The sequence below is a fragment of the Paracoccus marinaquae genome (assembly GCF_018860165.1).
Classification (GTDB): Bacteria; Pseudomonadota; Alphaproteobacteria; order Rhodobacterales; family Rhodobacteraceae; genus Paracoccus; species Paracoccus marinaquae.
The window spans coordinates 84,476-106,988 of the sequence record NZ_JAHKNG010000007.1 but is presented as its reverse complement, the minus strand read 5'-3'; the positions used below and the strand labels follow the sequence as shown (position 1 = coordinate 106,988).

Below are 22,513 nucleotides of genomic sequence, written 5' to 3'. Positions count from 1 at the left end.
ATGTGAATCCCTTGTGCTCACCAATGGGCTAGTAGCTGTTATTGCTCTGCTCGCAGCAACCGGCAGGTCCTGTCCTGAACTCCAGACGTCAGCCCAGTTTTCCGTCAACCCAATTCGCAACGATCAGCCCCGGCACGCCATCCACCGCGCGCGCCGCATCCCGCGCCAGATCCAGCCGCTTTCGCAGCTTGACCTGGGGGACCAGCAGGAAGATCGGCACGGTGGTCAGCCCGCGCCCTGTCTTTGATCTGGAGGCCACAGCGCGACCGTTGGTATTCAGCCGTCCCTCGGCCACCAGCAGGCTCGGCCCGCGACGGCGATAAATGAACCGCAGGCGCAACCCCGTGCGGCGTTCCCATTCACCGGGGGTAATGCGGCCATCCTTGGTGCTTTTGCCCGCAGCGGGCGTGGGGATGGCCAGCCAGAACCCATCCCTGGACCGGATCAGCGGGCCGGTATCATGCGCACCGATTATGACTGGGGCCTTGGACCAGACGAGTGCCGCTGCATTCAGGCTGTTGCTGGATTTCGGAAAGGTCTGACTGCGGATCGAATTTGCTAGTCGTCGACCCAGACCAGCGCCGGTGATCTGCGCCCGCCAGTCGGATTTCAAGCCGCTGCCCGCCTCTCGCATCGCGGCGCTGACGGCCTTTTCCCCGGCCTTGATCTCGGCGGCCATCATGGCCACGAGGTCCGGATCGATGTTGAGTTTCAGCTTCAAATTTCCACAGACCTCATTTTCCGGCTATGATGCGCATTCATTTCAACTTCAGAACCGGGGAGGAAGACGATGATTGATCGTGACGCGTATGTGGAGAAGGCCAAGGCGAATATCGACAAGTGGAACGCAGAGATCGACAAGATGCAGGCAAACGCCAAGGAAGCGCAGGCCGACGCGAAGATCAAATACGAGAAGCAGCTCGCGGAAATGCGCAAGCAGCGCGACGAGGCCGAGGCGAAGATGAAGGAGGCGCAGCAGGCGTCCGACGCCGCCTGGGACGATATGCGCAAAGGCTTTGAGCAGGCATGGGACAGCCTCTCGGAGTCGTTCCAGAGTGCTATGAAGCGGTTCAAATAGCTGATCACGCTGGCACCTTGGCGGCCATCAATGCAACGAGATCAGGATCGATATTGGGCGTTAGCTTCATGATGGGCGCAGATCCAGCGCCCAGATCAGGCGTTCGCGGTCGCGGATCGGTTCGCCTTGGATGGTGAAACTGTCGGCACCGATCACGATCAGATCGCTGGGGCGAGGGTCTGGCAGATCGTACACGCGCACGTCCACCATCACTGTGTCGCTGACAAATCGCCCGGCCCCGAATTCGGTGATACGATCCGGTGCGCGGCGGATCACCCGGATAGTTCTTTCCTCGGATGTGGTAGCCGACATCCAGAGCGCGGCCACGGCCATGGACGGGTTGGTATAAATCCGGTCCATGGCGGCAGTGAAAACGGTCATGGCGAGCCTGTCAGTTCGAAGTGTGCAGGCGGATCGCGATGCGTGGCCGCTTGTTCACCGGCAGGATCGAGGCCTCGGTCATCAGGTCGATCCAGCGGCCTTTCTCGTCGAGATGCTGGCGGGCGTAGAGCGGCAGGCCGAGGGTGTTCGCCGCCTCGAGAAGGTTGGCCGGACCGCCATAGGTGGTGAAGGTGTCCATCGTGCCCAGCGGGAAGGCGATGCCTTCGTTCGCCGGGACCAGCCGTTCGGTCGCTTTGGTCGAGAGGGTGACGGTGCCGGAATACTCCTCGAACACGATGCCCGCGAAGGGAAAGTTGCGGCGCACGTCCTGGCGCAGGGGTTGCGCTCCAGTCGCGGCGTAGAACTTGTAGGCTTCCTCGGTCTTCGGATGCGCGATCAGTTTGTCGAAGAATTCCCGGCTGACGAGGGCATGCACGTCCGACATGCTTTCACCCAGCAGATTGTCCTCAATGGCGCGCAGCACCTCCCGCACCTTGCCCTGCACATTGGTGCCCGCCGTGCCGAGGACGAAGTCGACCGAGATTTGCGCCAGCCCGAATTCGGTGAAGTAATTGTAGAGCGTGGTCCCGGCCCCATCCTTCACGATGCCCCGCAGCGCGTTCATCTCCATGTATTCCCGCGTCTGGGCATGCTTGCGGCGCATCAGCTGCAGCTTGCGGTTCATCACCTCGACCAGAGGGTCGGCCCCATCGAAGACGCCCAGCGCGGGTTGGCCCTGAATGTCGCCGGGCAGGATCACGTCATCATGCGGGATCCACGGCAGGGCGAAGCTGCGCATCGACCGCCCCTCGCGGGTGCCGACGGTGGCGGGACCGCCCAACGGCACGGAGGGCAGCAGGTTCAGCACGCCCTCATATTGCTCGATGATCACCGACCGCTGGCTGACGCCTTCAAAGCGGAAAAGGCCGATCTGGCCGAGGCGGGTGTAGAGGTTGGGCAGGATGTTGATGGCCTGCGTCATCTCGGCCAGCGAATAGCCGCCAGCGTCAAAGGGATTGCGGACAAGGGTCATAGGGTGCTCCGGGGGCTGAAGGGGGAAAGGGCGTCAGACGCCGTCGCGGGCGATGATGCCGACGGCAGCAAGTTGGGCGATCTTGGCGGTGATCTTGGTGCCGTCATCGACGGTGGCGTCATAGGCGAGGCCCGCTCGCGAGACGATCGAGGGGCCACGGACGACCACGATGCCGGTGGCATCCGCCAGTGTGGCATCGACGGCATAGAGCAGCACGGCGGTTGCGGTCTGCGCGCCATCCGAGCCGGTCGCGGTCGCCAGCTTGTACTTGCCACTGGCGGTAATTTGGCCGAGCACCGAGCCGACCGGATAAGGCATGCCTTGCAGCAGAGTGATCACTTCGCGGGTGTAGTTCGGGTTGACCTCATATTTGAGGACATCGCCCATGCTGGGCGGTTCCGTCAGGACGGGCATTGGTCAGTCTCCATGATTTGGGGGTGGGTGCGAGATCAGCGCTTGGCGTCGGTCGCGGTTTTCTTCGCGGCAGCGATGATCGGGCTGTCTTTTGCGGCGGCCGCCGCTGGAGCGGTGGCGACGATGCCAGCAGCATCGCCGCGGGCAGCAAGGTCGGCCAGCACGCGGGCGCGCAGAGCCTCGGGTTTGATGCCACGCGTGACGGCGTCGGCCGCATCGATGGTCACACCGAGCCGGGCTGCTTGAGCACAGACCTGCGCCACTTCGGCGGCCTCAGCACGAATGGCCTCGGGGTTCATGGCTGCTGCTGCTGGTTTCGGCACAGCAGGTGCCGGAGCGTCCGTTGCAGGCGTGGCGGCAGCGACCGACGGTTCGGTCGTGGTGGGGGCGGCGGCTTCATCGGGGGGAATGGCAGTTGCGGCTAGGTTGGGAGTGTCGCTGGGCGTGGTCATCATCTGTGGACCCTTTCTGGTGGGGAGCGGGATGCCGCGGGATGCGGCGGCGAAGGCGTGGAAGGCGGTGACGGGATCGGCGATTTCGTCAGCCAGACCTGCCGCGATGGCATCGGCCCCGCGGAACACGGCGGCTTCGGTGGCCAGAGCTGCGGCATCGGACAGGCGATCTCCACGACCAGCCGCGACGGTTTCGGCGAAGAGGAAACGGTCCACCTCCAGCTGACGCTGCATCTGGTCGTGTATGGCCTCGGGCAGAGGTTGATATGGATTGCCATCGACCTTGTGCGATCCTGCGTGGATCAGCGTGACGGCGATGCCTTTCTGATCGAGCGCCCCGCTCATATCAGTGTGCAGCGCCACCACACCGATGCTGCCGACAGCACCCGTCCGGGGCAGGATGATCCGGTCAGCCTGCGATGCCAGAACGTAACCTGCGGACAGGGCATGTTCCGTGACAAAGGCATGGATGGGTTTCTGCGCCCGCGCTGCCCGGATGCGATCTGCCAGATCGAAGGCCCCCGCGACCTCCCCACCAAAGCTGTCGATGTCGAGCGCAATGCCTTGAACGGCCGGGTCGGCCAGCGCAGCCTGCAGCTGCGCGGCAATCCCTTCGTAAGACGTCAGGCCGGAGGATTGGCCAATCCAGGAGCCACGGTGCACAAGTGTGCCCGCGATTTCGATAACGGCAATGCCATCAATCATGGCGAAGGGCTGGCTGCCGCCCTGCTGGTGGCGCTGGGCGAGGTCGTTCCCAAAGAGGGAAGCCCGAGCGGGAAGAGATGCCGCGGCTTGATCCAAAGCTTCCACATCAAGGCCCTGGAAGGTGATGTCCTGCCCGGTGATGCGCGGCCCTAACCCCGACAGGAACGCCAGCGCTTTGGCCGGGTCGACCATCAATGGGGTGTTGAAGGCGCGCTGGGCGATCTGGGCGTGGTGCATCATGCGCCTTCCTTGACGTCGGGTTTTTCATCGGCGCTGTCGTCCGTCTCGTCGTCCCTGGCACTGTCCTGATCGTCTTTCACCCCACCTTCGCCCGGCCCCTGCGCCGGGGATCCCGGACGCCTGAAGTCGAGGCCCAGCGCCAACTCGCGTTTACGCTCCGCGGCGATTTCCCGATCCACCTGTTCGGCGTCGTAGCCACGCTCGGACAGCGCCTGGGTGCGGGATTTCAGGCCCGCTTCGATCTGCAAGATCTCGGCCGAGGCGTCCTTCATCGGATCGATCCAGTCCCATTTGGTCGGCAGCCAGGCGCAGGCCTGATATTGGCGGCGCTTGCTGTCATAGCCGGGCAGATCCAAGGCTCCCGACAGCACGGCGGTGTCCATCCAGCGCACCCAGACCGCCCGGCAGAGCTGAAACACCAGCACCCCGTGCTGCCAGGCTGAGATGCGGCGGCGGAATTCGATCAGCGAGATGCGGGTGTTGGAGAAGTTACCCTTGGCGGTGTCGCCGGTCAGATAGCCATATGGGATGCCCAGCGCCGCCGCGATTTGCAGGAGCGTGCGATACTGGAACGGCTCATAGGTGCCGCCGGAGTCAGGGGTCGCCGGTGTCGAGACATCTTCGCCGGGATCGAGCCGCACCACCTGGCCGGGTTCCACCTCCAGATCCTCCTCGGTCGGTTCCAGCGGGGTTTCCGGGGCTGGCGAAGTGATGAACATCGCAAACATCGCCGCAATTTTCTTCCGCTCCAGTTCGGCGTCGTCGTAGAGGTCCAGCGTGAACAGCTTGACGATGGCCGCCGCGAACCGCGATACGCCGCGCAGCTGGCCAGCTTCCACCGGGTCGAGAACGTGGATCACGTCGGCGGCGGGGACACGGACAGTTTCGCCCGCAAGGCCCGGATCGGTCAGATCGCCCGGATGGCGGCGCAGGAAGTGATAAGCCACACGGCGGCCGATGCCGTCAAATTCGATGCCCTGGCGGATCATCCCCGCACCGGGAAGGGTTCGGTTCATATCGAGGGGCAGCATTTCGGCGGGCAGCATCTGCAACTGCAAAGGCACCGTCAGACCGTCTTCTGCCCGGCGTGGCCGGATACGAATGAAGACCTCGCCCGACAGGAACACCTCGCGCGCCGCCCGGCGCTGCAGCCCATAGAAGTCAGTCAGACCCTCGGCGTCGGCGTCATCGGTCCAGGCAAGCCACAGCGCCTGAAGCTGTTCTTTCTGATCGGCATCCGCAATGGAGCTGGACGGCTTGATGCCATCGCCGACGACATTGCTGGCGAAGCTCTCCACGGCATTGGCGGCATAGCCGTTGTTCCTGACCAGCCAGCGGGCCCGGGCGGTGATGGTGTCGCCCGAGGCCGCGATCAGCGTGTTCACATGGGCGCGGGATGCGCGGAATCCGCGTAGACGGCGATGGGCTTGGGCCGCGTCAAAGCCGCCGATGATCGAGCCGATGCGCTGCCGGAAAGCCTCGAAAGCCATGGATCAGAGGCCTTTCGAGGCCACGGTACCCCAGCGTCTGCGACGCGGAGTGCCGGAGGTGGCGGTAACGATCCGCGTTTCCAGATCACTGATCGCGGTGGCCAGCTCCGCATCTGAGCCATAGGTGATGGTCTTGCCGTCGTAGCTGACCGAGCGGACGCCCGCGTAGCGGGCCTCCTGCAACGCGGCCAACAGCGCGCGCATCCGTTCCAGATCCATCTCAGTCCCTCATGAAGTTCGGTGTGTAGGCCCGGCGTTTGCGCCGTGGCGTCGTTGGTGTTCCCGCCTTGGGCGGGGCGGGCGCGGCCTGTTCGGTCTCTGCCGCCTGCTGAGGTGCCGGGCGGGTTTCCACCCCGGCCTGTTCTTCAAGCCGTCGCCATGTCGCCTCGTCCCAGCGATCCGCGCCCATGATCCAAGCCGCCGCCCGCGCATAGACCCGACAGTCCAGCGCTTCGTTGCGTTCCCGCATCTTCTGCCATTCGGGGTGGGCATAGCCGCGCTTGTTGCGAACGGTGACCAGCTGTTCGGCCACCAGCTGCTTTAGCCATTCGGTGTCGATCCAGTCTGGCAGATGGACTGTGCCCGGCGCGTCCAGAATGCCCAGCGCCCGGTCCTCGTCGCTCGGCCGCTCCAGCCGCAGGAAGCGGTAGGTTTCGGTCTTGAAGGTCGCTGTGGCGACGGACCACAGCCGCGCGCCCCGGCGCAGACGTTTGCCGCCGATGGTGGCGTCGACGAAGGTCGGGCCCGACACCGGCGTCGCGCGGTTGAAGCCCTCGAGGCCCTTGACGGGTGCGACCTGATCGAACCCCTGCGCCCGCGCCCAAGTGTAGACTGCCGGGGCCTCATAGCCGGTGTCGATAGCCAGCTTGCCGATCACCATTACAGCGCCGTTCGCGCAGACCCACGTCCGACCCAGCAGGGCGGTCAGCTTGTCCCAGCAGGACGGATCGTCGGGGCCACCGGCAATGACGATGTGGTCGACCAGCCAGCTTTCCAGCCCACGCCCCCAGGCCCAGACGTCGACCTCGATCCGGTCCTTCTGCACATCGACGCCCGCGGTGAGGAACAGACCTCCAGCCGGGATGTGCGCGCCTGCGTAAGCCTCGCGCCGTTCTGCCAGCCGCTGCCATTCCGGCGCATCGCCAGACTCAACCCATGTCTCGCCCAGCAGGGTGTTGCGCGCGGCGCGCAGCATCTCTTCCGAGCCTTGCGCCGCCAGCCAGTCCCGCGCGATCTGCTGCCAGCTTTTCCAGCCCAGCGGCGAATAGAGCGCCGAGAGGTGGAAGCCGATGGAATGCGGATCGGCGGAAACGGCCGTCGCCCGCCACTCACCGCGCTCCAACATCTGCGTCTTGTGATGCTCGGCGATGGCGCGTTCGCAGCCCTCGCAATGATAGACTGCGGTGTCAGGACGGCCCTTGTCCCAGCGCAGCCGTTCAAACTGCAGCCATTGCATGTGGCCGCAATGTGGGCAGGGCACGAAATAGCGGCGCTGGTCCGATGCATCAAACTCGCGCTCGATCCGGCTCAGACCCCTGATCGTCGGGGTCGAGACCATGAACACCTTGCGCCGGTGCGAGAAGGTGGTGGTCCGCGCCTCGGCCAGTGTGACGGGATCGCCTTCCTCGTCGGCCGAGGCCGGATAGGCGTCGACCTCGTCGAGGAAGATATACCGCGCAGGCATCGACCGCAGGCCGGTGGCCGAGTTCGCGCCTGTCAGCACCAGGATGCCGCCGGGGAATTCCTTTGACAGCATTGAGTTGCCCGCGTCGCGCGACCGGGCCGGGTTGACCCGTTCGCGTAGGGCCGGGCTTTCGGCGATCAAAGGGTCGATCCGCCCGCGTGAGGTGCGTTTCGCCATCTCCACCGTCGGCAGCACCGCCAGCATCGGCCCTGGCGCATGGTGGATCACAAACCCGATCCAGTTGTTGCCAGCCTCCGTCGCGCCAACCTGTGCTGCCTTCATGAAGCTGACGCGCTGCGCCGGGTGCCGCGGCGACAGCGCATCCATTATCTCGCGCAAGTAAGGCGTGCGCGTGGTGCGGTATTGCCCCGGCTCGGCCGAGGCCCGCGAGGACAGTTTGCGGTGCTGATCCGCCCATTCCGACACGGTGAGGTCCGGATCAGGCCGCATCCCGCGACGCCAGGCCCGCAGCATATCCTCGGCCCCTTCAAAGGCGAGATCAAGGTCTGCCGTCAGGTCGTTGCTTGCCGTGCCGTCACTGTCCGATGCTGACCCGGAGATCGGCGAGGGCGTCGAGTTGCGCTCTGACATGGGTTTCCAGCACCCTCTGCAGGATCGCGGCCTCGATTGTCACTGGCTGGGCCGATTGTTTTTCCACCTCTGCTGCGACCTCGGCCGCCATAAGCGCTGCGACCCTGCTGGGCCATGTGACCCAGACGTCCCGCTCTTGCCGCGCGAGCCTAAACACCAGCGTTTCCGCGCGCGCCCGGTCCACAAGTGTGCCTTTCTTCTTCTGGATCGCCAGCTGGCGTTCCTGCGCCTGGTAGACCGTCAGCGCGGTGCGGGCTTTCAGGTAGGACGCGCTATCCGCGGGGCCCGAGAAGCTGGCATCGCCGCCGGTGCTGCGCCGCTGCTGGTCAGGGTTGGTCATGTCGGCCCGGCGCACGTCCGACGCGGCGGCGTTGATCGAGCCATCGCTATAAACCACCAGCCGACCGGCCTTGCGCGCCTTCTGGATTGCCCCGCGCGACAGGCCTGAATGGGCGGAATACTCGCGTTCGGACATACCTTCCATGGCGATGGGACGTGACCTCAAGATATTGGGATTAAACGAAAATAGTGATCTTATTCAGTTGATTGCACTCACTCGTCGAGCGACTCTCGGATCAGGAAATCACCCCCGGATCGGAGACCAGACCATGACCGCCATCACCACAATCCGCATCGATCACGACGCTCTACCCCACCAGTTCGACCGCTCGCGCCCCGACGCCGTCGCCGAGGCCATCGAGGCCGCGCTGCGTGAGGACGGGATCGCCGCCGAAACCTCCGATGTGATCTCGCACATCAAGATTGAATTGCCGACCACGCAGCTGGCTGCTGCCAGCGCCGTGCTGGCCGACCTGCAGTTGATTTGAAGCCCCCAGTGTAATCAGAAAGCACTGATATTGCTTGGAATTACCTACGATGATCGGCGCGACAGAGCGATTGTGATGACATGAAAACGATGCAACTCACCCAACGGAGCCACGCCATGACACGCCTCAACCCGATCACCACACCGCGCCACCAGCTGCGCGCCGAAAAGGCCCGGCGCAACCGCGAAGCCGCCCTGAACGCCTTCATCGGCAAGAAGGTCGAGATCGACGAGATGCTCGCCCGTCTGCAGGCGCTGAGTGACGATCATTTCAACTGCAATCCCGACGAGGTCAACTGGGGCAATGTCGGCACCCTTGAGCACTATGCGGGCCTGCTCAAGCGCATCACGGACAGCGCCTTTGGCGAGGGTGAGCACGCCGAATAAACGGAATAAGCGCTATGACGCGGCCCGCCAATGCGGCGGGCTTGCCCCGGTGGAAGGCCGCGCAATCCCGCGCCACCCGATCAGGACCGGAGACACAATGCCCAAACTTACCGACACGCAAACCATCATTCTCAGGACTGCTGCCCAGCGCGCAGACAATCTCGCAATGCCGCTGCCGAAGGGGTTGCATGGTGCCGCTGCGAAAAAGGTCATCACCATGATGATCGGACGCGGCTGGCTCGAGGAGGTCGACGCCGACCTGCGCAATGGCGAGCCGTTCTGGCGCGAGACCGGCGATGGCCACGGCACTACGCTGGTCGCCACCGACGCGGGCCTGCTGGCCATCGGGGTTGAGCCCGTCGTGGTCAAGACCATGGCTGCGATCCGCACCCACGCTGCACAACCGCCTGCGTCCAAACCGCCGACACCGCGCGCCGGGACCAAACAGGCGCAGATCATCACCCTTCTGCAACGTCACGAAGGCGCTACTATCGCCGAGATTGTCGCGGTAACCGGTTGGCAAGCTCATAGCGCGAGGGGCTTGATCTCGGGGGCGCTGAAGAAGAAGCTGGGCCTGCCGATCACCTCTGAAAAGGTCGACGGACGCGGCACGGTACATCGTTTGAACGCCTCCTGACCGTCCGAACTTCAGCGGCCAATACTCGATCCGTTGCGGCACGGTAGGTACATTCATGCTGCCAGCCTCTTTGCCTTCAAGTCGGCGAAGGTCTCACCCGTGTCGGCCAGCACGGCATTGGCACCGGTGAATTGCTGCCAGCGCTCGATGGCGACATCGATGTAGGCCGGGTTCAACTCGATCCCGAAGCACACGCGCCCGGTCGTTTCGGCCGCGATCAGCGTGGTGCCGGATCCCATGAACGGTTCAAACACGGCCTGACCCGGGCTCGAATTGTTAAGGATCGGGCGGCGCATGCACTCGACCGGCTTCTGGGTGCCGTGGACGGTGGCCGCATCCTGATCCTTGCCGGATATGTGCCAGAGGGTGGTCTGTTTGCGGTCGCCCGCCCAGTGGCCTTTGCCGGTCTTCTTGACCGCATACCAGCAGGGTTCATGTTGCCAGTGATAGTCGCCCCGGCTGAGAACGAGGCGGTCCTTGGCCCAGATGATCTGTGACCGGACTGCGAAGCCAGCCGCCATCAAGCTGTCGGCTACCGTCGCCGCATGTAGCGCACCATGCCAGACATAGGCCACGTCGCCCGGAAAGAGCGCCCAAACTTCGCGCCAGTCGGCACGGTCATCATTCAGGACCTTTCCGGTGCGTTTGGTCTTGGCCGCACCCGCCTGGTTGCGCCAAGACGGATCATATTCCACGCCATAGGGTGGATCGGTGACCATAAGCAGCGGCTTCACATCGCCAAGAAGTCGGCCGACCACATCGGCGGATGTGCTGTCGCCGCAGATCAGCCGGTGTGGTCCGAGCTGCCAGAGATCGCCCGCAACCGAAACCGGCGTGACCGGCGGTTCGGGAATGTCATCCTCACCCTCGACAGCACCACCTTCAGGTTGATCCGGATCCTGCAGCAGCGCGTCCAGATCCTCGTCGGTGATCCCCAGCAGTGACAGGTCGAAATCCTCAGCCAGTAACCCGGCGATTTCATCGCGCAGCATTGCCTCGTCCCATTCGCCCAGCTCGGTCAGTTTGTTGTCGGCGATGCGGTAGGCTCGGCGCTCGGCTTCATCCAGGTGGCCAAGCCGAATTACCGGCACATCTTTCAGCCCCAGCATGGTGGCGGCCAGCACCCGGCCGTGGCCCGCGATCAGCTCACCATCGTCGGCGACCATGCAAGGCACAGTCCAGCCGAACTTAGCCATGCTGGCAGCGATCTTCGCCACCTGATCGGTGCCGTGGATCTTGGCATTGCGGGCATAGGGGCGCAGCCGGTCAAGCGACCAGGTTTCGATCTGGCTTGGCGCAAAAACGAGGTCCATGGGGGCTCTCTGACATGCGGACACGCCGATGCGCGCGGGCGAATGGCCAGCGATCAGATCGGGGTCGGCGATGTTGGGGAAATCAAAATCGCCCGCGAGGGTTTCTCCGGGCGAACTGCTTCGATGATCAAGGTATGAGTCAAGGGGGGCAGGTCTGTCAACAGAAAATCTTGCGTCGATTCAAGGCCTTCCCAGCGGGTGGCTTCCGGTGGCTGGCTTCTGGTCAGGGTGGCTTCCCTGGCTTCCGTCGGGTGGATTTTACTGTTTTTGTCAAGAATCCACCCTGAGCGCGAATGATCCAGTGTAAGTATCTGTAATCGCGTGACTTAATTTTTGGCAATCACTGAGGTGGATTCCAAGTGGATTCCCCGGTGAAAGTGTCAGTCGCTAGAAAAATGCCGCGCTGCGCCCCCCCGTATACGTCCAGGGCCGCGGAGGAACCATGCCAAGGGGGAGGCCGCCGTGAAACCGCCGAAGAGGATCGTTCCTTGTGCGCCAGTCGGTGCGTTGCGACCAGCCATCCAAAAAGTCTGATCAAGTTCCTTTCAGAAAGTCATCGACAAACTCGGACACCGGCGCGATGCCCGTTACCAGAAGATGATCGCGGGCGCGGGTGCACGCGACATAGAGCAAATGCCGTTCCGTATTGTAGACCTCCTCCAGATCAGCATCGTCGGCCACCGATTCAATGCGATCCGATTGTGGTATGACGTCATCGTCGCAGGCCATTACCACGACCGAGCGGAACTCCAGCCCCTTGGCGAAGTGCATCGTGCTGATGGCGACAGCACCATCCTCGACCTCAACCTTGTCGTTCAACTCAACTGCGCGCGCACCTGCAGCCTTGACTGCAGTCCGTGCACGTTTCAGTTCAGCATCGGAACGTACGAAAACGCCCACCTCACTTGGTGCGCACCCCTCCTGCAGCCGGTCCTTGATCCATTTGCCCACGATGTGGCATTCGTGTTCGGGATCTTTGCAAGCCTCAACCATCGGCGAAGGTCCGTTGAACATCGATACCGTGCCACGCCGTCCCTCTGTGTTTCCATCCACGTCAGAGACTGTCGCCGGAAGCAGTCTGTCGGCATGAAGTCGGATCTGATGTGATGTGCGATAGTTGATGCGCAGCGTATGGGAACGGCCGCGGACATCTAGGCCCAGCGCTTTCCACGAAAATGGCTGCTGGAAAATTCGCTGGCCGAGATCGCCCGCGAAGAAAAGCCCGTCGCTCCGGCCAGCAGCCATCGCGGCGAAAAACCGCGCCTCGGCGACGCCCAGATCCTGAGCCTCGTCGATGACTGCGAAATCATAAGGTCGGTCAATCTTTCCCGATAGGCTTTCTGTCAGTTTTTCGAATACATCAGACCAAGTGACAATGCGCCGTTCCACGAGCTCGGCCCTCACGCGTTCAAAGATTGCCCACAGGGTTTCGCGCTGTTTGCCGCCGATCCTAGTTTTGCGACCCAGGCGGGACACGTCTCGATACTCGTCCCATGATCGCAGCTGCCACGCGTCAACAACGTCCCCCCACTCACCAACCAGGAAATGGTTCGAAAAGCGGTGCCCTTCTACCTCTGATGCCGCCTTGGTGATCAGCGTACGGATCAACGCGGGTGCGGCAATCTGGGGTTGGCCGAACAGCTGGGAGTAGAGATCATATCCTACTGCGGAGATCGATTTGACGGTGATCCGGTCGGCTACCCCCGGCTCGCCCCCCACCAGACTTGCCAACTTGACCCGCAGGGAATTTGCCAGAGCTTTGGAGAAAGTGGTCAACAGAACGTTCGAGCCTGGGTTGACACGTGCCAGATGAACAGCGCGATGTAGCGCCACGATTGTTTTGCCGGTTCCTGCCGATCCTGACACGCGGGTCGGACCGGTAAAGGACCGCTCGACCAGTTCTGCTTGGGCCGGATGAAGGAATACAGCCCATTTGTCCCAAGGATAGTCGAGCGCCTGCTTCAGTTCCTCGGCGTTTGTCAGAACGCGGAAACGGCGCTGGGCATCGGGATGAGCGAACGGATCGGCTTCGACAGGCGCAGGTTCGGGCGGTTGCGGCTTCTCGCCCACGGCCAGTTTGAGCAGTGCTTCCTGTGCTTCTTGCGGCAGGTGTTCGATAATATCGAATAGGGTGTCCTCGTCGGCCGCGCGGACATCGTTCACCCATTCCTCGGGCACGCCAAAAGCCATCAGTTCGAACTTGCGCAGGTTGTCGAACAACCGGGCTGCCGGTTTGACCGCGGGCGCAGGCGCAACAGGCACTTCTTTGGGTTTGAAGATTTCAATCTCTTCAACCCGCTCGCGCACCTCGACCAATTGCATCGCGCCGGTCGTCGGGTGACGTTCGATCTTGCGGCGCTCGGCCCATTTGTACGCGTCGTCGTGATGGTCGACATAGACCAGCAGGATACTGGCTGCGGTGCGATGTACGATCAGACGGATATCGGAATTCACCCGCACCGACCAGAAGTTCGTATCCTTCGCACGGTCGAGTTTGTGGAATGACAGGCCGTTCGAGGTCGGGTCCAGTTGCAGATCGAAAGCCGTCATTTTGGCAGCCTTCTGCTCCTGTGTAGTTAGTCGGGCGAGGCTATCAGTGAAAGTGTCGGCGATCCGGAATTCCATCAGTCTTTCGGCCGAACATACTTGGCAAGATTGATGCCCTTGCGAAGTTCCGTCTTGTAGGAGTCAGGCAATCCGGCCCGCGCGAGGATTTCTGGCAAAGACATACCGGTGATCTCGTCCGCATAGGTGATCGCGAACAGATGAATATGGGTCACCTGTTCTTTCTGGGCGGCACCCTTTTGATACATATCTGCAAGTTTACGTGCTGCTTCGTCTATCGTCATGTTTCTACTCCACCGCGAACACTTTCATCACCTCGTCGCCGAGGTGGTTGATGACCTTCACCGCGATCCGGCCTGACTTTGGCTTGGCAAACGGCCGGGAGGTGTCGGAATACAGGCTGTCCCAGGCTTCCTCGTCGATCTCGGCCTTCAGCGTCGTCTTCAGTGCCTTGTAGGGGTCGTTGGCACCTAGGAAATAGGCGTGGCGGACGAAGAACGACTCCTCGTTGTAATCGGTGTCCAGCATCCACAAGGCGATGCCTTCCGTGCCTTCGCTTTGCACTTCGCCGGTCTGCGGCTTGAACACATCCACGCCGTAGACCTGCACCGTCACCATGCCGTCGCCCACATCGGTGATGCGAATATCCGGCTCGCCGAAGATCACGAACAGATTGCCAGCGCCGGTCGTTTTCAGATCCTTGGCCATGTGCATGTCGGGGTTCATCCGGGCCTTCAGCACGTTGATGCGGCCCAGCTTGTCGAACTCTGACGAATGGGCGTCGTAGTTGAAGGCGCAGGCGATCAGCACATCGAAACCGGCATCGCCTGCCTCGCGCGCGGCGGCGACCAGATCGGGGCGCGAGACTGTGCCGAACTCGGGGCCGATGAACACGCCTGCGCGGCGTTGTACGTCGCCCTCCATGAACGTGCCTTCGGCGCTGACATGCTTGCCGGGCCAGCCTTTCAGGGCAGTGAAAATGATCCGGTCCTCCTTGTGGGCCTGCTGGACGCCAGCGGCTTTCAGGTTTTCCAGGATCATATGGGCGAAATCGGTAAAGCCGTCGTCGCGTTCGGCGGCGCGGCGTTTACCCTCGGCGGCCTCGTGCAAGTCTACCAGCTCGTCGTTCCAATCAACGGCGAGGGTCCGGTGGGGTGACAGGCTTTCCACAGTGAAGGGCCCCGCGACGCGGGTTTTCGAGGTGTCGGGAAAGGGCTTGTCATAGAGGTATTCGAAATCGGCCTTGGCCGCGATGCTGGCGTCGATTTCGCGCTGCCGTGCGATGCGGGCCTCCCAGAACGCGGCCAGCGCCTTTTGCGCCAGAGCGGGCCAACCGGAGGGGGCCTCGCGCGGGACTTCCCATTCCATCAATCCGCCTGCCGGGGCCATTTCGCCGGAGGGGAGCTTGACCTCTCCGCTTGCGGTAAAGCTGACTTTCGTGCCTTTGCGGCCGCCGACCTCCACCTTGAACGGGGTGGCGTGGCCTGCAAGGGCGTTGTTGAGGGTGGCGAGCGCATCCTCGACCGCCGGTTGCAGCTTGTCCCAGATCACGTCGATTTCGGCGTTGTTGGCGATGTCCTTGAGCATAATGTGTGGCACACGGTCATAGACAAAGCCTTGACGAATGCTGCCATGAGTGGGGATTGTTTTGGGAGGAGTGCGGGTTATTTCGCCTTCCTTCTGCTGCCCCTCGACGCTGTCGGCGAGCAGGTAATAGGGATAGCGCGCGCCCATCAGGCGCGATCGGGCGAGCGCCACGGCGACGCGGGAGGTATCAATGGTGATCCAGCGGCGGCCCCATTGCTCGGCGACATAGGCCGTGGTGCCAGAGCCGCAGGTCGGATCGAGCACGAGATCACCGGGATCGGTGGTCATCAGAATGCAACGTTGGGCAATCTTCGAATTAGTTTGGACGATATACAGTTTGTCGGCAGTGAAAGAGCCTGTCCCAACATCAGTCCAGACGTTATTAATTGGCGCTACGTTAAAATCATCAAAGCGACGCAAATATTGGAACGATACATTCTTAGTCGTATATAGACGCGAAGCGGCTTTTAGGCGGTCCATTCCTGTAGTGTTTGTTTTCCAGCCGCCCTTTCCGGGACCGGCCAGATGCCCATGATGAGATATTTTGAACGTCGCGCTTTCCGGCGAGCTTTGACTCGTGAGGTTGTCAGGACGAAACAATCCCGCCCCTTCTGGGAGGTCTTTTGTCCCGGACAACTCATCCGAATCCGCAGCGCGATCAGAACCATCCAGCTCAATTACTCTGCGGTAGAGATTTGCCGAACTCATTTCAGCCTTTTCGAAGTAGAGCTGGCGATATTTTACACGGCCTTTAACTTTTGAGAACCAAAGGACAGTGTCGTAAACTCCTGCAATAGTTAATGTCCCGCCGCTGGGGCTTCCTGCACCACTTGTTGTTTTCAGTACAAGTTGACTGACAAAATTCTCATCTCCAAAAACCTCATCCATCAACGCCCGCACCCGATGTACGTTCTCGTCGCCGATCTGCACGAAGATGCTGCCGCTGTCGTGCAACAAGTCCCGCGCCACGGTCAGCCGGTCGCGCAGGTAGGTCAGGTAGGAATGGATGCCGTCGCGCCAGGTGTCGCGAAAAGCCCGGACCTGTTCAGGCTCGCGGGTCACATGGTCCTTTGACCCGTCCTTGACATCGCGCGAGGTGGTGGACCACTGGAAGTTGGAGTTGAACTTGATGCCATAGGGCGGGTCGAAATAGATGCACTGCACCTGACCGCGCAGTCCCTCACGCTCGGCCAGTGACGCCATGACCGACAGGCTGTCGCCGGAAATCATCCGGTTCGACCAGTGCTGATCGTGCTGGTAGAACTCGGTCGCCGCCTCGGCATCGGGCAACCCGTTGAAATCGGAGAACATGTCGAATTGCGGCGCATCATCGGCTGCTGTCGCCCGTGCGCTGCTTTCGCGTTTCAGATCGTCGATGATCGCCTTGGGATGCACCTTTTCCTGAATATAAAGCGGAGGCGCCTGCACGATCAGATCGGACCAATCCGCCATATCCTTGCCGCGCCAGACCAACTGCGGATCCAGATCCTTGTTGCGCCGCTCATACGCCAACTGGATCGGCGTCTTGTCCTGCTCGCGCATGATGCTTTCGAACTCCGCCGTCGGAATATTGCGGCGGGTGGCGTCATGGGTGAGGGTTTCGACCTCGATGGGTTTTTTCGCCATGGGTCAGGTATCCTTCTTCGGCGAGACCAGCTTGTGCGGGACTTCCAGCCGTTTTGCCAATTCTTTCAGGTAGCCAGGCAGCTTTTGCTCGGTAACCAAAATCGCCATGATGTCAGCGTCGTCGCGCGGGTCCATCGCGTGCATAACTGCGCGATACTTTAAGCATTGATAGATGCCGCGCGTTAGGTCGGCCTCGTTCGAGTCTTTCGATTTCACTTCCAAAGCGATGGTGCTTTCCGACGCGTAGTAGACGACGTCGACGCGGTCACCTGACAGAAGATCCACCTCGGTTTCAGAACGTGAGATCGTCAGTTTAGGAAAGAGTGCCTGCGGGTTGGCCTTGACCCAAAGGCGGAGAGCTTTGTGATTGGGGCCTTCGCCGCCGCGCCCTCTGGGCAGGCCATCCTTTTCTGTTCCGCCCTCGGGGTTTGAAGCAGACATGGTGCTTGCATCGGCTTTGTAAGGTTTTCCATAGACCTTTTGGTAGACATTGGGCCAACCCGCGAAGTCGTAAACTTCCTCAGCAGCGGTTTCGAAGTATTTTCGCCAAAGGTCTGGTTTATCATCCCGAATACCTTCTCGGGCGAGTTTTGGTTTTCCGAAATGGGATGCCATGAAGCCACCTGCGCCAGTGCTTGGCATGTGGTCATTCTGCAGGACGAGAAGAGTGTTCAAGAGTGGCGCGTCGGGAAATTCTGCATGGATGTTGTGCATGATCTGACCGGCACAATATCCAAGCCGTGTCGCGCGACCGATGCTTGAAAAACCAACTTGTTTTTCAAGGCGCAACATCGCCTCTCCATAGGTCAGGTCGCCTCTGTTCAGTGCGGCTTCTATCAGCAACTTCGCCAAGACTGGCTCTGCATGCTTATCCAGATTCGCATTCGTCGGCTTGATCAATGCGTTTGGCATGTCAGGCGATCTCCTTGGCAAGGAGATCATCAATCAATTTGGAAAACTCTGCCTCCATTTCATAAACCGCTGTGAACTCGGCGAAGGCCCAGCGCCCGAATTTCTCGAGGTTATTCACTCCCGGCACCCAATAGCTGCGCATGGTGTTGGCTTTGTCTTTCGCATCTTCGCCACGGTAGCCCTTGATTTCTACGATGAGGTTCAGCGGATCGGGTTCGCCGTTTTCGGACAATTGACCGTCATCAATCTGCACGATGAAGTCGGGAATGTATTTATGCGGGGTCGCGCCGGTCAGGTAAGGGACCTCCAGCCCGAGTCCCTGGTTCTTGACGTAAGACAGCACGCTGGGGTGAGCCTCGGCGACGCGGGCGAACTCGGCCTCCCACTCGCTATCGCAGACTACCCAGTTGACGTGGGATTTGTTCGGAGCGGTTTGGTAGCGCAGTTCCTTGGAGGTGGTAAAATTGACGAAGGCTGTGGTTCCGGTGGGGTTGTAGGCATCAAGGATTGCCTTGACCGGACGCTCACCTTGCAGTGTTTCTGTGATGGCGGCCTTGATCCGCTCGGCCGCCATGTCGGCGATTTCCTTGTAGACCAGCTGGGCGGGGTAGGTGCCGCCGGTGCATTTCAGGTAACCGCCATCGAGCCACTGGCGCGTCACGCGTTTCAACTGGCCAAACAGGTGTAGCTTGGGTTCCTCGCCCGGGTCGCGGTATTTGGTATAAAGCAGGTGCCGTGCCAGGTGGAACAGAATGGTGGACGAGCGCATGTCCTCCAGGTGCGCGAGGGTAAGGTCAACGCTCTCTCCAATGATGCCCTGATTGGTGTTGATTGTAGGTCCTAGCAGTTCCGGCGTCAGTTCCAGCACATGATCGGGACCAAAGTTGGCCTCCAACCGTTCGTCGGGCAACTCGACACGGTAACCCTCGACACGGGGGAAGGTGATTTCCAGTGCATCACGGCCGGGTTTCACGGCCTGGACGCGGACGGTTTCGCGGGGCTTGGCCGGAGGCGACACGACAGGTTTGGCCGCAAAGTCGAACGGGATGCCGAGGACGTCTGCATATTCGACGTTGAACAAGCCTTCGTCATTCAACTCGTATGACTGGCGGCGTAGCGCCCGGCCGACGACCTGTTCGCACAAAAGCTGCGTGCCGAACGCACGCACCCCAAGAACGTGGGTGACGGTGTTTGCGTCCCAGCCTTCGGTCAGCATAGAGACGGACACGACGCAGCGGATCTGTTCACCCAGCTTGTCCTTCTTGCCGACGGTGTTCATCACCTCACGAAGCAGGGTGGACTCGTCGATCTTGTCGCCGGCGGTGATATCGCCGGTGCGTTCAACCATTTCACGTTTGAATTGCTCGATTTCCGTTGCTGCCATCTCGCGGAAATCCTTGTCCAGCGCCTCGCCGGATTCGAGTTGTGCAGAGTCGATCAGGATCGAGTTCGGGCGCGGCATCCGGTTGCCGAAGTCGTCATAATTCCGGAACAGAGCGAGGCGGCCGTTTTCCAGCGTGGTTTCGGTGCCATCATCGCTGACCCGGTCGAAACCGGAGATGTACTTGTAGATCAGTTCCGAAGTCGCTGTGTTGTTGCAGACGACGATGAACACCGGAGGGACGCCGATCCCTTCTTCTTGCCAAAGCTCGAAAGTCTTCGTGTAGTGTCCATACAGTGCATCAAGAGCGCCGAGCAGCTTGGCGGGAAGAGATAGGGGATCAGCAGCTTTCGCCGATGTGCCGCGCCCTTTTTTTGGAAGCAACTTACCGATGTGTTCCCAGAGGTTTCGATAGACCAAACTGTCGCCGGGAGCGTTCTGGGCCACAGGAACGCGCGGCAGCTTGACGATCCCACATTCGATGGCGTCCATCAAAGAAAAGTCTGACATTGTCCACGGAAACAGCGTGCCTTCGATGTAGCCCGAGCCGCGGAGGAAGAATGGAGTGGCCGACAAGTCATAGACTAGGCTGATGCCCAGCTTGCGCTTGACTGCTTCCAGCCCAGAAATCCACATCCGGGCGGCTTCGTTGTTCTCCTTGGCCTCGCTTTTGTCGTCGCCCTTCAGATCGTCTTCGGTCTCGCCATCGGCGTCCTTCACTCGCTCACGATAGCAATGGTGCGCTTCGTCGTTGAGTACCACGATGTTCTTCTGACCCATCAGGTCGCCCATGACCCGCTGGATCATCTCGCCCTCAGTCTCGATAGTCTGGATCTTGTCGCCGCGCCACCCCTCGAGCGCCTGACGTGTGCCTTTGGCGATCGCCAGCTTTTCACGCAGCTTGAAGGCGTGGTAGTTGGTGATGACAATCTTTGCGCTCTGAATATCGCGCAGCATATCTGGTGGCGTGATCTCGCGACCGCGATAATAGCTTTCGGGATCGTTGGGTAGCAAAACGCGCAGCCGGTCACGAATGGTGATGCCGGGAGAAACAATCAAGAACCGGCTGGAGAACTGCTTGCTGTTAGGGTGGCGCACGGCATTGACCGTCTGCCAGGCAATCAGCATCGCCATCACTGTGGTCTTGCCCGCCCCAGTTGCAAGTTTCAGTGCAAGTCGCATCAGTTCAGGGTTTGCCTGCTCATTGGCCCCCTTGATGTGGGCCCAGAACTTGGCAACCCTTGGTCCCATCTTCGGCGCGACTTCGGTTAGCCAGATGGCGGTTTCAACGGCTTCGATTTGGCAGAAGAACGGACGGATGCCCTCGAACTTGTGGTGCCGCCAGTGCTGCAACAGACGGGCCGTCTCTGGCGTCACCAGCCATTGATCGGGGTTCGGCAGTTTGCGCCAGGTTTCGACATATCCCCGGATTTCGTTGATGATTGGGGTCGGATTGTATTCCTGATCCTCGCTCGAAAGCTCATCATCAGCACCAAGTAATAGCGCACCCTGTTTAGTATTCTGCCGCTGTTTCTTAGTCTTTGGAACCGGCGTTATCAGGTCGGAACGTCGTCTCGAATCGAGAATGCGGTTCGTTGGCTGACCTTCGGGATCAAGTTCCCAATGTCTGCCAGGATAAAAGTATGGAGAATTCAGAATCGGCTTTTCAAAGAACTGCTCAGACATCCGCAACACCTTTTCCGATGTTCGCTTTCGCGGCGGCCTTTTGATCGTCTATCCATGCGTCAATGTCGTCATGTTTGAACCGCCATTGCCCGCGCACCTTGAAAGCCGGTATCTGGCCGCTCTGCGCCATTGTGTAGACAGTTTTCTCGGCAACCTTCAACAAAACCGCAACCTCTGGCAAAGTGAGAATAGGGTCCTTCATGGACCTGCTCCTTCTGGAAAAAACTTAGAGAGAAGCTGCCAGACTTTGCTAGACTTTACTAGGGTTTGATTGCTCTGAGTTGTTTCGAGTGCCAAGGTTGCACCTTTGGCATTGCGTCCGTCACCTCAATGTCCCGCAGCATGCCGCCCGATATCAGCCCATCCAACACCCAATCCAATGCCAGCCACCAATCGTGATAACCGCGCCGAGCTGATGCGATCTGTTCGGGGTGAGGTCGCCAGGTTACTGGGCAGGCTAATACCTCCACTGTTCGCCACCGTCCGCGCGAGAGTATACGTTCGGTGCCCACGACTTCCGTCACGGCCCGAACGCCATGCTGGTTTTGTCGCGTTTCCACCGGGACGCAGCGGGGCACAACACTGGGCATCCAGTCGGGTGTCAGTCCGGCCCGGGCCAGTTCCGCGACGCGGATAGCCATGCGGATGCCGCCGAGGCTGTCGGGCATTCCGGCAACTGTGGCCGCGATCACCTCGGCGTCCACATGGGTGTAACTGCCCATTTTGTGCTGCCCGCCATCGACCTTGCAGCCCAGCGTGGCGCGCTGCATGAGAACGTATTCGAGGCCGAAGCCAAAACCCTCCTCGGTCACATCCTTCGGCAGGGGTAGTTCCAGCTGAGCCTTCTCGACACGGAACGCCCATTCCAGCGCCGCTTGGACGCCCAGCGCACGTTTCACCCTTGTCCCGCCAGCCCGACCAATCCGTCCCTGCATGCTCATGGCAGCAATCCTTCAAAGAGGTTCATCTGAGCCGGGCCCTCGCTCGGTCGCCAGATCCACGGGCCCGAGGCCATGGGCAGCTGCGAGAGAGCGCCACGCATGCGCCGCTGCCAATGGATGAACTCCGTTGCCGAGCAGGCGCAGAGCGCGTGCCCTATGGGCCAGCCCATCAGCCATCCGACGAAGAGCGGATTGAGCCGCCGCCGTGCCCGGGCTTTCAGGATCCGCCGACACGCGGCACGCCCATGCGAGGCAATCATCGAAGCCCAGAGCGGGCGCGAGATCGGGGCGTGCGGCGAGGATCGCTGCCCATGCGGCATGGTTGCCGGGTCTGGGCGGATGAAGCCCTGCTCGACCCGGTAATGCAGGAGATCCATCCGGGACTTGCCATCGGCCCGCGTGATGCTGTCCGGGCTGCTGCCCTTCCAGTTCTGCGCTGCCGGGGTCGGCCATTGCGCCGCATGCAGCTGTGTAATGCCCAGCGCCAATGCTTTGGCCTTCCGCGCGATGTCGCTGTGCCCGGCTGGATTGTAGCTGGCCGCGCCGGGATGCAGGCTCATCGTTGTGGGCCAGGATGAAGATGC

22 protein-coding genes are annotated in these 22,513 nt (G+C 61.1%); 4 read left to right on the top strand and 18 right to left on the bottom strand.

Translation table 11 applies throughout. The features are described from left to right. Positions 1-88: 88 nt before the first annotated feature. Positions 89-721, bottom strand: coding sequence for a DUF6441 family protein (locus KNW02_RS06420; protein ID WP_216032434.1), 633 nt, complete (start codon positions 719-721; stop codon positions 89-91). A gap of 69 nt (positions 722-790) precedes the next feature. On the opposite strand from KNW02_RS06420, the gene KNW02_RS06415 reads away from it, so the two are divergent. Then, on the top strand, positions 791-1,078 hold the full coding sequence (locus tag KNW02_RS06415; RefSeq protein WP_216032433.1) for a sll1863 family stress response protein: 288 nt from the start codon (positions 791-793) through the stop codon (positions 1,076-1,078). Between the two features lie 66 nt (positions 1,079-1,144). Here KNW02_RS06415 and KNW02_RS06410 read toward each other — a convergent pair whose 3' ends face one another. The 8 genes from KNW02_RS06410 to KNW02_RS06375 are packed head-to-tail and all read right to left on the bottom strand — an operon-like array spanning position 1,145 to position 8,552. Further along, positions 1,145-1,459 carry a head-tail joining protein gene (locus KNW02_RS06410; RefSeq protein WP_216032432.1) on the bottom strand — a complete coding sequence of 105 codons (315 nt, stop codon included), beginning with the start codon at positions 1,457-1,459 and terminating at the stop codon, positions 1,145-1,147. A gap of 10 nt (positions 1,460-1,469) precedes the next feature. Then, positions 1,470-2,492, bottom strand: a complete 1,023-nt coding sequence (locus KNW02_RS06405; RefSeq protein ID WP_216032431.1) for a major capsid protein — start codon at positions 2,490-2,492, stop codon at positions 1,470-1,472. Between the two features lie 33 nt (positions 2,493-2,525). Continuing rightward, entirely contained in the window at positions 2,526-2,906 is a 381-nt protein-coding gene (locus KNW02_RS06400; RefSeq protein ID WP_216032430.1) for a head decoration protein, read from the bottom strand. A gap of 35 nt (positions 2,907-2,941) precedes the next feature. Further along, positions 2,942-4,300, bottom strand: a complete 1,359-nt coding sequence (locus KNW02_RS06395) for a S49 family peptidase (RefSeq protein ID WP_216032460.1) — start codon at positions 4,298-4,300, stop codon at positions 2,942-2,944. Then, positions 4,300-5,793 (bottom strand): phage portal protein, encoded by a 1,494-nt coding sequence (locus tag KNW02_RS06390; RefSeq protein WP_216032429.1) that lies wholly within the window; start codon positions 5,791-5,793, stop codon positions 4,300-4,302. The genes KNW02_RS06395 and KNW02_RS06390 overlap by 1 nt, the downstream gene beginning before the upstream one ends. A gap of 3 nt (positions 5,794-5,796) precedes the next feature. Beyond that, positions 5,797-6,012 carry a phage head-tail joining protein gene (locus KNW02_RS06385; RefSeq protein WP_216032428.1) on the bottom strand — a complete coding sequence of 72 codons (216 nt, stop codon included), beginning with the start codon at positions 6,010-6,012 and terminating at the stop codon, positions 5,797-5,799. A 1-nt stretch (position 6,013) separates the two neighbouring features. Further along, the gene (locus KNW02_RS06380; protein ID WP_252733494.1) at positions 6,014-8,068 is read right to left on the bottom strand and encodes a phage terminase large subunit family protein; all 2,055 of its coding nucleotides are present in this window, start codon (positions 8,066-8,068) and stop codon (positions 6,014-6,016) included. After that, complete coding sequence (locus KNW02_RS06375; RefSeq protein WP_216032427.1) at positions 8,013-8,552, bottom strand: hypothetical protein; 540 nt, start codon at positions 8,550-8,552, stop codon at positions 8,013-8,015. Before KNW02_RS06375 ends, KNW02_RS06380 begins: the two co-directional genes overlap by 56 nt. Before the next feature lie 124 nt (positions 8,553-8,676). Here KNW02_RS06375 and KNW02_RS06370 point away from each other — a divergent pair, with 124 nt between their 5' ends. From KNW02_RS06370 to KNW02_RS06360, 3 genes are all read left to right on the top strand, one after another. Further along, positions 8,677-8,895, top strand: coding sequence for a hypothetical protein (locus tag KNW02_RS06370; protein WP_216032426.1), 219 nt, complete (start codon positions 8,677-8,679; stop codon positions 8,893-8,895). Between the two features lie 116 nt (positions 8,896-9,011). Then, the gene (locus KNW02_RS06365) at positions 9,012-9,281 is read left to right on the top strand and encodes a hypothetical protein (protein ID WP_216032425.1); all 270 of its coding nucleotides are present in this window, start codon (positions 9,012-9,014) and stop codon (positions 9,279-9,281) included. A 97-nt stretch (positions 9,282-9,378) separates the two neighbouring features. After that, positions 9,379-9,918 carry a DUF3489 domain-containing protein gene (locus KNW02_RS06360; protein WP_216032424.1) on the top strand — a complete coding sequence of 180 codons (540 nt, stop codon included), beginning with the start codon at positions 9,379-9,381 and terminating at the stop codon, positions 9,916-9,918. Positions 9,919-9,971: 53 nt separating this feature from the next. Here the strand turns inward: KNW02_RS06360 and KNW02_RS06355 are convergent, their stop codons facing one another. From KNW02_RS06355 to KNW02_RS20840, 9 genes are all read right to left on the bottom strand, one after another. Beyond that, positions 9,972-11,231 carry a site-specific DNA-methyltransferase gene (locus tag KNW02_RS06355; RefSeq protein ID WP_216032423.1) on the bottom strand — a complete coding sequence of 420 codons (1,260 nt, stop codon included), beginning with the start codon at positions 11,229-11,231 and terminating at the stop codon, positions 9,972-9,974. A 534-nt stretch (positions 11,232-11,765) separates the two neighbouring features. Then, positions 11,766-13,856 carry a 3'-5' exonuclease gene (locus tag KNW02_RS06350; RefSeq protein WP_216032422.1) on the bottom strand — a complete coding sequence of 697 codons (2,091 nt, stop codon included), beginning with the start codon at positions 13,854-13,856 and terminating at the stop codon, positions 11,766-11,768. Further along, positions 13,856-14,080 carry an HTH-like domain-containing protein gene (locus KNW02_RS06345; protein WP_198917565.1) on the bottom strand — a complete coding sequence of 75 codons (225 nt, stop codon included), beginning with the start codon at positions 14,078-14,080 and terminating at the stop codon, positions 13,856-13,858. The genes KNW02_RS06350 and KNW02_RS06345 overlap by 1 nt, the downstream gene beginning before the upstream one ends. A gap of 4 nt (positions 14,081-14,084) precedes the next feature. Beyond that, a complete protein-coding gene (locus KNW02_RS06340; RefSeq protein ID WP_216032421.1) occupies positions 14,085-17,009 on the bottom strand; it encodes a site-specific DNA-methyltransferase in 2,925 nt (974 codons plus the stop codon). Between the two features lie 3 nt (positions 17,010-17,012). Next, entirely contained in the window at positions 17,013-17,921 is a 909-nt protein-coding gene (locus KNW02_RS06335) for a hypothetical protein (protein ID WP_216032420.1), read from the bottom strand. Between the two features lies 1 nt (position 17,922). Continuing rightward, complete coding sequence (locus KNW02_RS06330) at positions 17,923-20,988, bottom strand: BPTD_3080 family restriction endonuclease (RefSeq protein WP_216032419.1); 3,066 nt, start codon at positions 20,986-20,988, stop codon at positions 17,923-17,925. After that, positions 20,981-21,190, bottom strand: coding sequence for a methylation-associated defense system helix-turn-helix domain-containing protein MAD1 (gene mads1, locus KNW02_RS06325; RefSeq protein ID WP_198917561.1), 210 nt, complete (start codon positions 21,188-21,190; stop codon positions 20,981-20,983). Before mads1 ends, KNW02_RS06330 begins: the two co-directional genes overlap by 8 nt. A 58-nt stretch (positions 21,191-21,248) precedes the next feature. Next, positions 21,249-21,929 (bottom strand): hypothetical protein, encoded by a 681-nt coding sequence (locus KNW02_RS06320; RefSeq protein ID WP_198917560.1) that lies wholly within the window; start codon positions 21,927-21,929, stop codon positions 21,249-21,251. Next, positions 21,926-22,489 (bottom strand): DNA methyltransferase, encoded by a 564-nt coding sequence (locus KNW02_RS20840; protein ID WP_252733492.1) that lies wholly within the window; start codon positions 22,487-22,489, stop codon positions 21,926-21,928. The genes KNW02_RS06320 and KNW02_RS20840 overlap by 4 nt, the downstream gene beginning before the upstream one ends. Positions 22,490-22,513: the final 24 nt, after the last annotated feature.

Bases quoted from the DNA above. Each gene is read 5' to 3' on its own strand.
- KNW02_RS06340 (WP_216032421.1), bottom strand. From the start codon at position 17,009: ATGGCGAAAAAACCCATCGAGGTCGAAACCCTCACCCATGACGCCACC.
- KNW02_RS06380 (WP_252733494.1), bottom strand. From the start codon at position 8,068: ATGTCAGAGCGCAACTCGACGCCCTCGCCGATCTCCGGGTCAGCATCG.
- KNW02_RS06365 (WP_216032425.1), top strand. From the start codon at position 9,012: ATGACACGCCTCAACCCGATCACCACACCGCGCCACCAGCTGCGCGCC.
- KNW02_RS06355 (WP_216032423.1), bottom strand. From the start codon at position 11,231: ATGGACCTCGTTTTTGCGCCAAGCCAGATCGAAACCTGGTCGCTTGAC.
- KNW02_RS06330 (WP_216032419.1), bottom strand. From the start codon at position 20,988: ATGTCTGAGCAGTTCTTTGAAAAGCCGATTCTGAATTCTCCATACTTT.
- KNW02_RS20840 (WP_252733492.1), bottom strand. From the start codon at position 22,489: ATGAGCCTGCATCCCGGCGCGGCCAGCTACAATCCAGCCGGGCACAGC.
- KNW02_RS06405 (WP_216032431.1), bottom strand. From the start codon at position 2,492: ATGACCCTTGTCCGCAATCCCTTTGACGCTGGCGGCTATTCGCTGGCC.
- KNW02_RS06395 (WP_216032460.1), bottom strand. From the start codon at position 4,300: ATGCACCACGCCCAGATCGCCCAGCGCGCCTTCAACACCCCATTGATG.
- KNW02_RS06350 (WP_216032422.1), bottom strand. From the start codon at position 13,856: ATGGAATTCCGGATCGCCGACACTTTCACTGATAGCCTCGCCCGACTA.
- KNW02_RS06375 (WP_216032427.1), bottom strand. From the start codon at position 8,552: ATGGAAGGTATGTCCGAACGCGAGTATTCCGCCCATTCAGGCCTGTCG.
- KNW02_RS06320 (WP_198917560.1), bottom strand. From the start codon at position 21,929: ATGAGCATGCAGGGACGGATTGGTCGGGCTGGCGGGACAAGGGTGAAA.
- KNW02_RS06335 (WP_216032420.1), bottom strand. From the start codon at position 17,921: ATGCCAAACGCATTGATCAAGCCGACGAATGCGAATCTGGATAAGCAT.
- KNW02_RS06415 (WP_216032433.1), top strand. From the start codon at position 791: ATGATTGATCGTGACGCGTATGTGGAGAAGGCCAAGGCGAATATCGAC.
- mads1 (WP_198917561.1), bottom strand. From the start codon at position 21,190: ATGAAGGACCCTATTCTCACTTTGCCAGAGGTTGCGGTTTTGTTGAAG.
- KNW02_RS06410 (WP_216032432.1), bottom strand. From the start codon at position 1,459: ATGACCGTTTTCACTGCCGCCATGGACCGGATTTATACCAACCCGTCC.
- KNW02_RS06390 (WP_216032429.1), bottom strand. From the start codon at position 5,793: ATGGCTTTCGAGGCTTTCCGGCAGCGCATCGGCTCGATCATCGGCGGC.
- KNW02_RS06370 (WP_216032426.1), top strand. From the start codon at position 8,677: ATGACCGCCATCACCACAATCCGCATCGATCACGACGCTCTACCCCAC.
- KNW02_RS06385 (WP_216032428.1), bottom strand. From the start codon at position 6,012: ATGGATCTGGAACGGATGCGCGCGCTGTTGGCCGCGTTGCAGGAGGCC.
- KNW02_RS06345 (WP_198917565.1), bottom strand. From the start codon at position 14,080: ATGACGATAGACGAAGCAGCACGTAAACTTGCAGATATGTATCAAAAG.
- KNW02_RS06400 (WP_216032430.1), bottom strand. From the start codon at position 2,906: ATGCCCGTCCTGACGGAACCGCCCAGCATGGGCGATGTCCTCAAATAT.
- KNW02_RS06360 (WP_216032424.1), top strand. From the start codon at position 9,379: ATGCCCAAACTTACCGACACGCAAACCATCATTCTCAGGACTGCTGCC.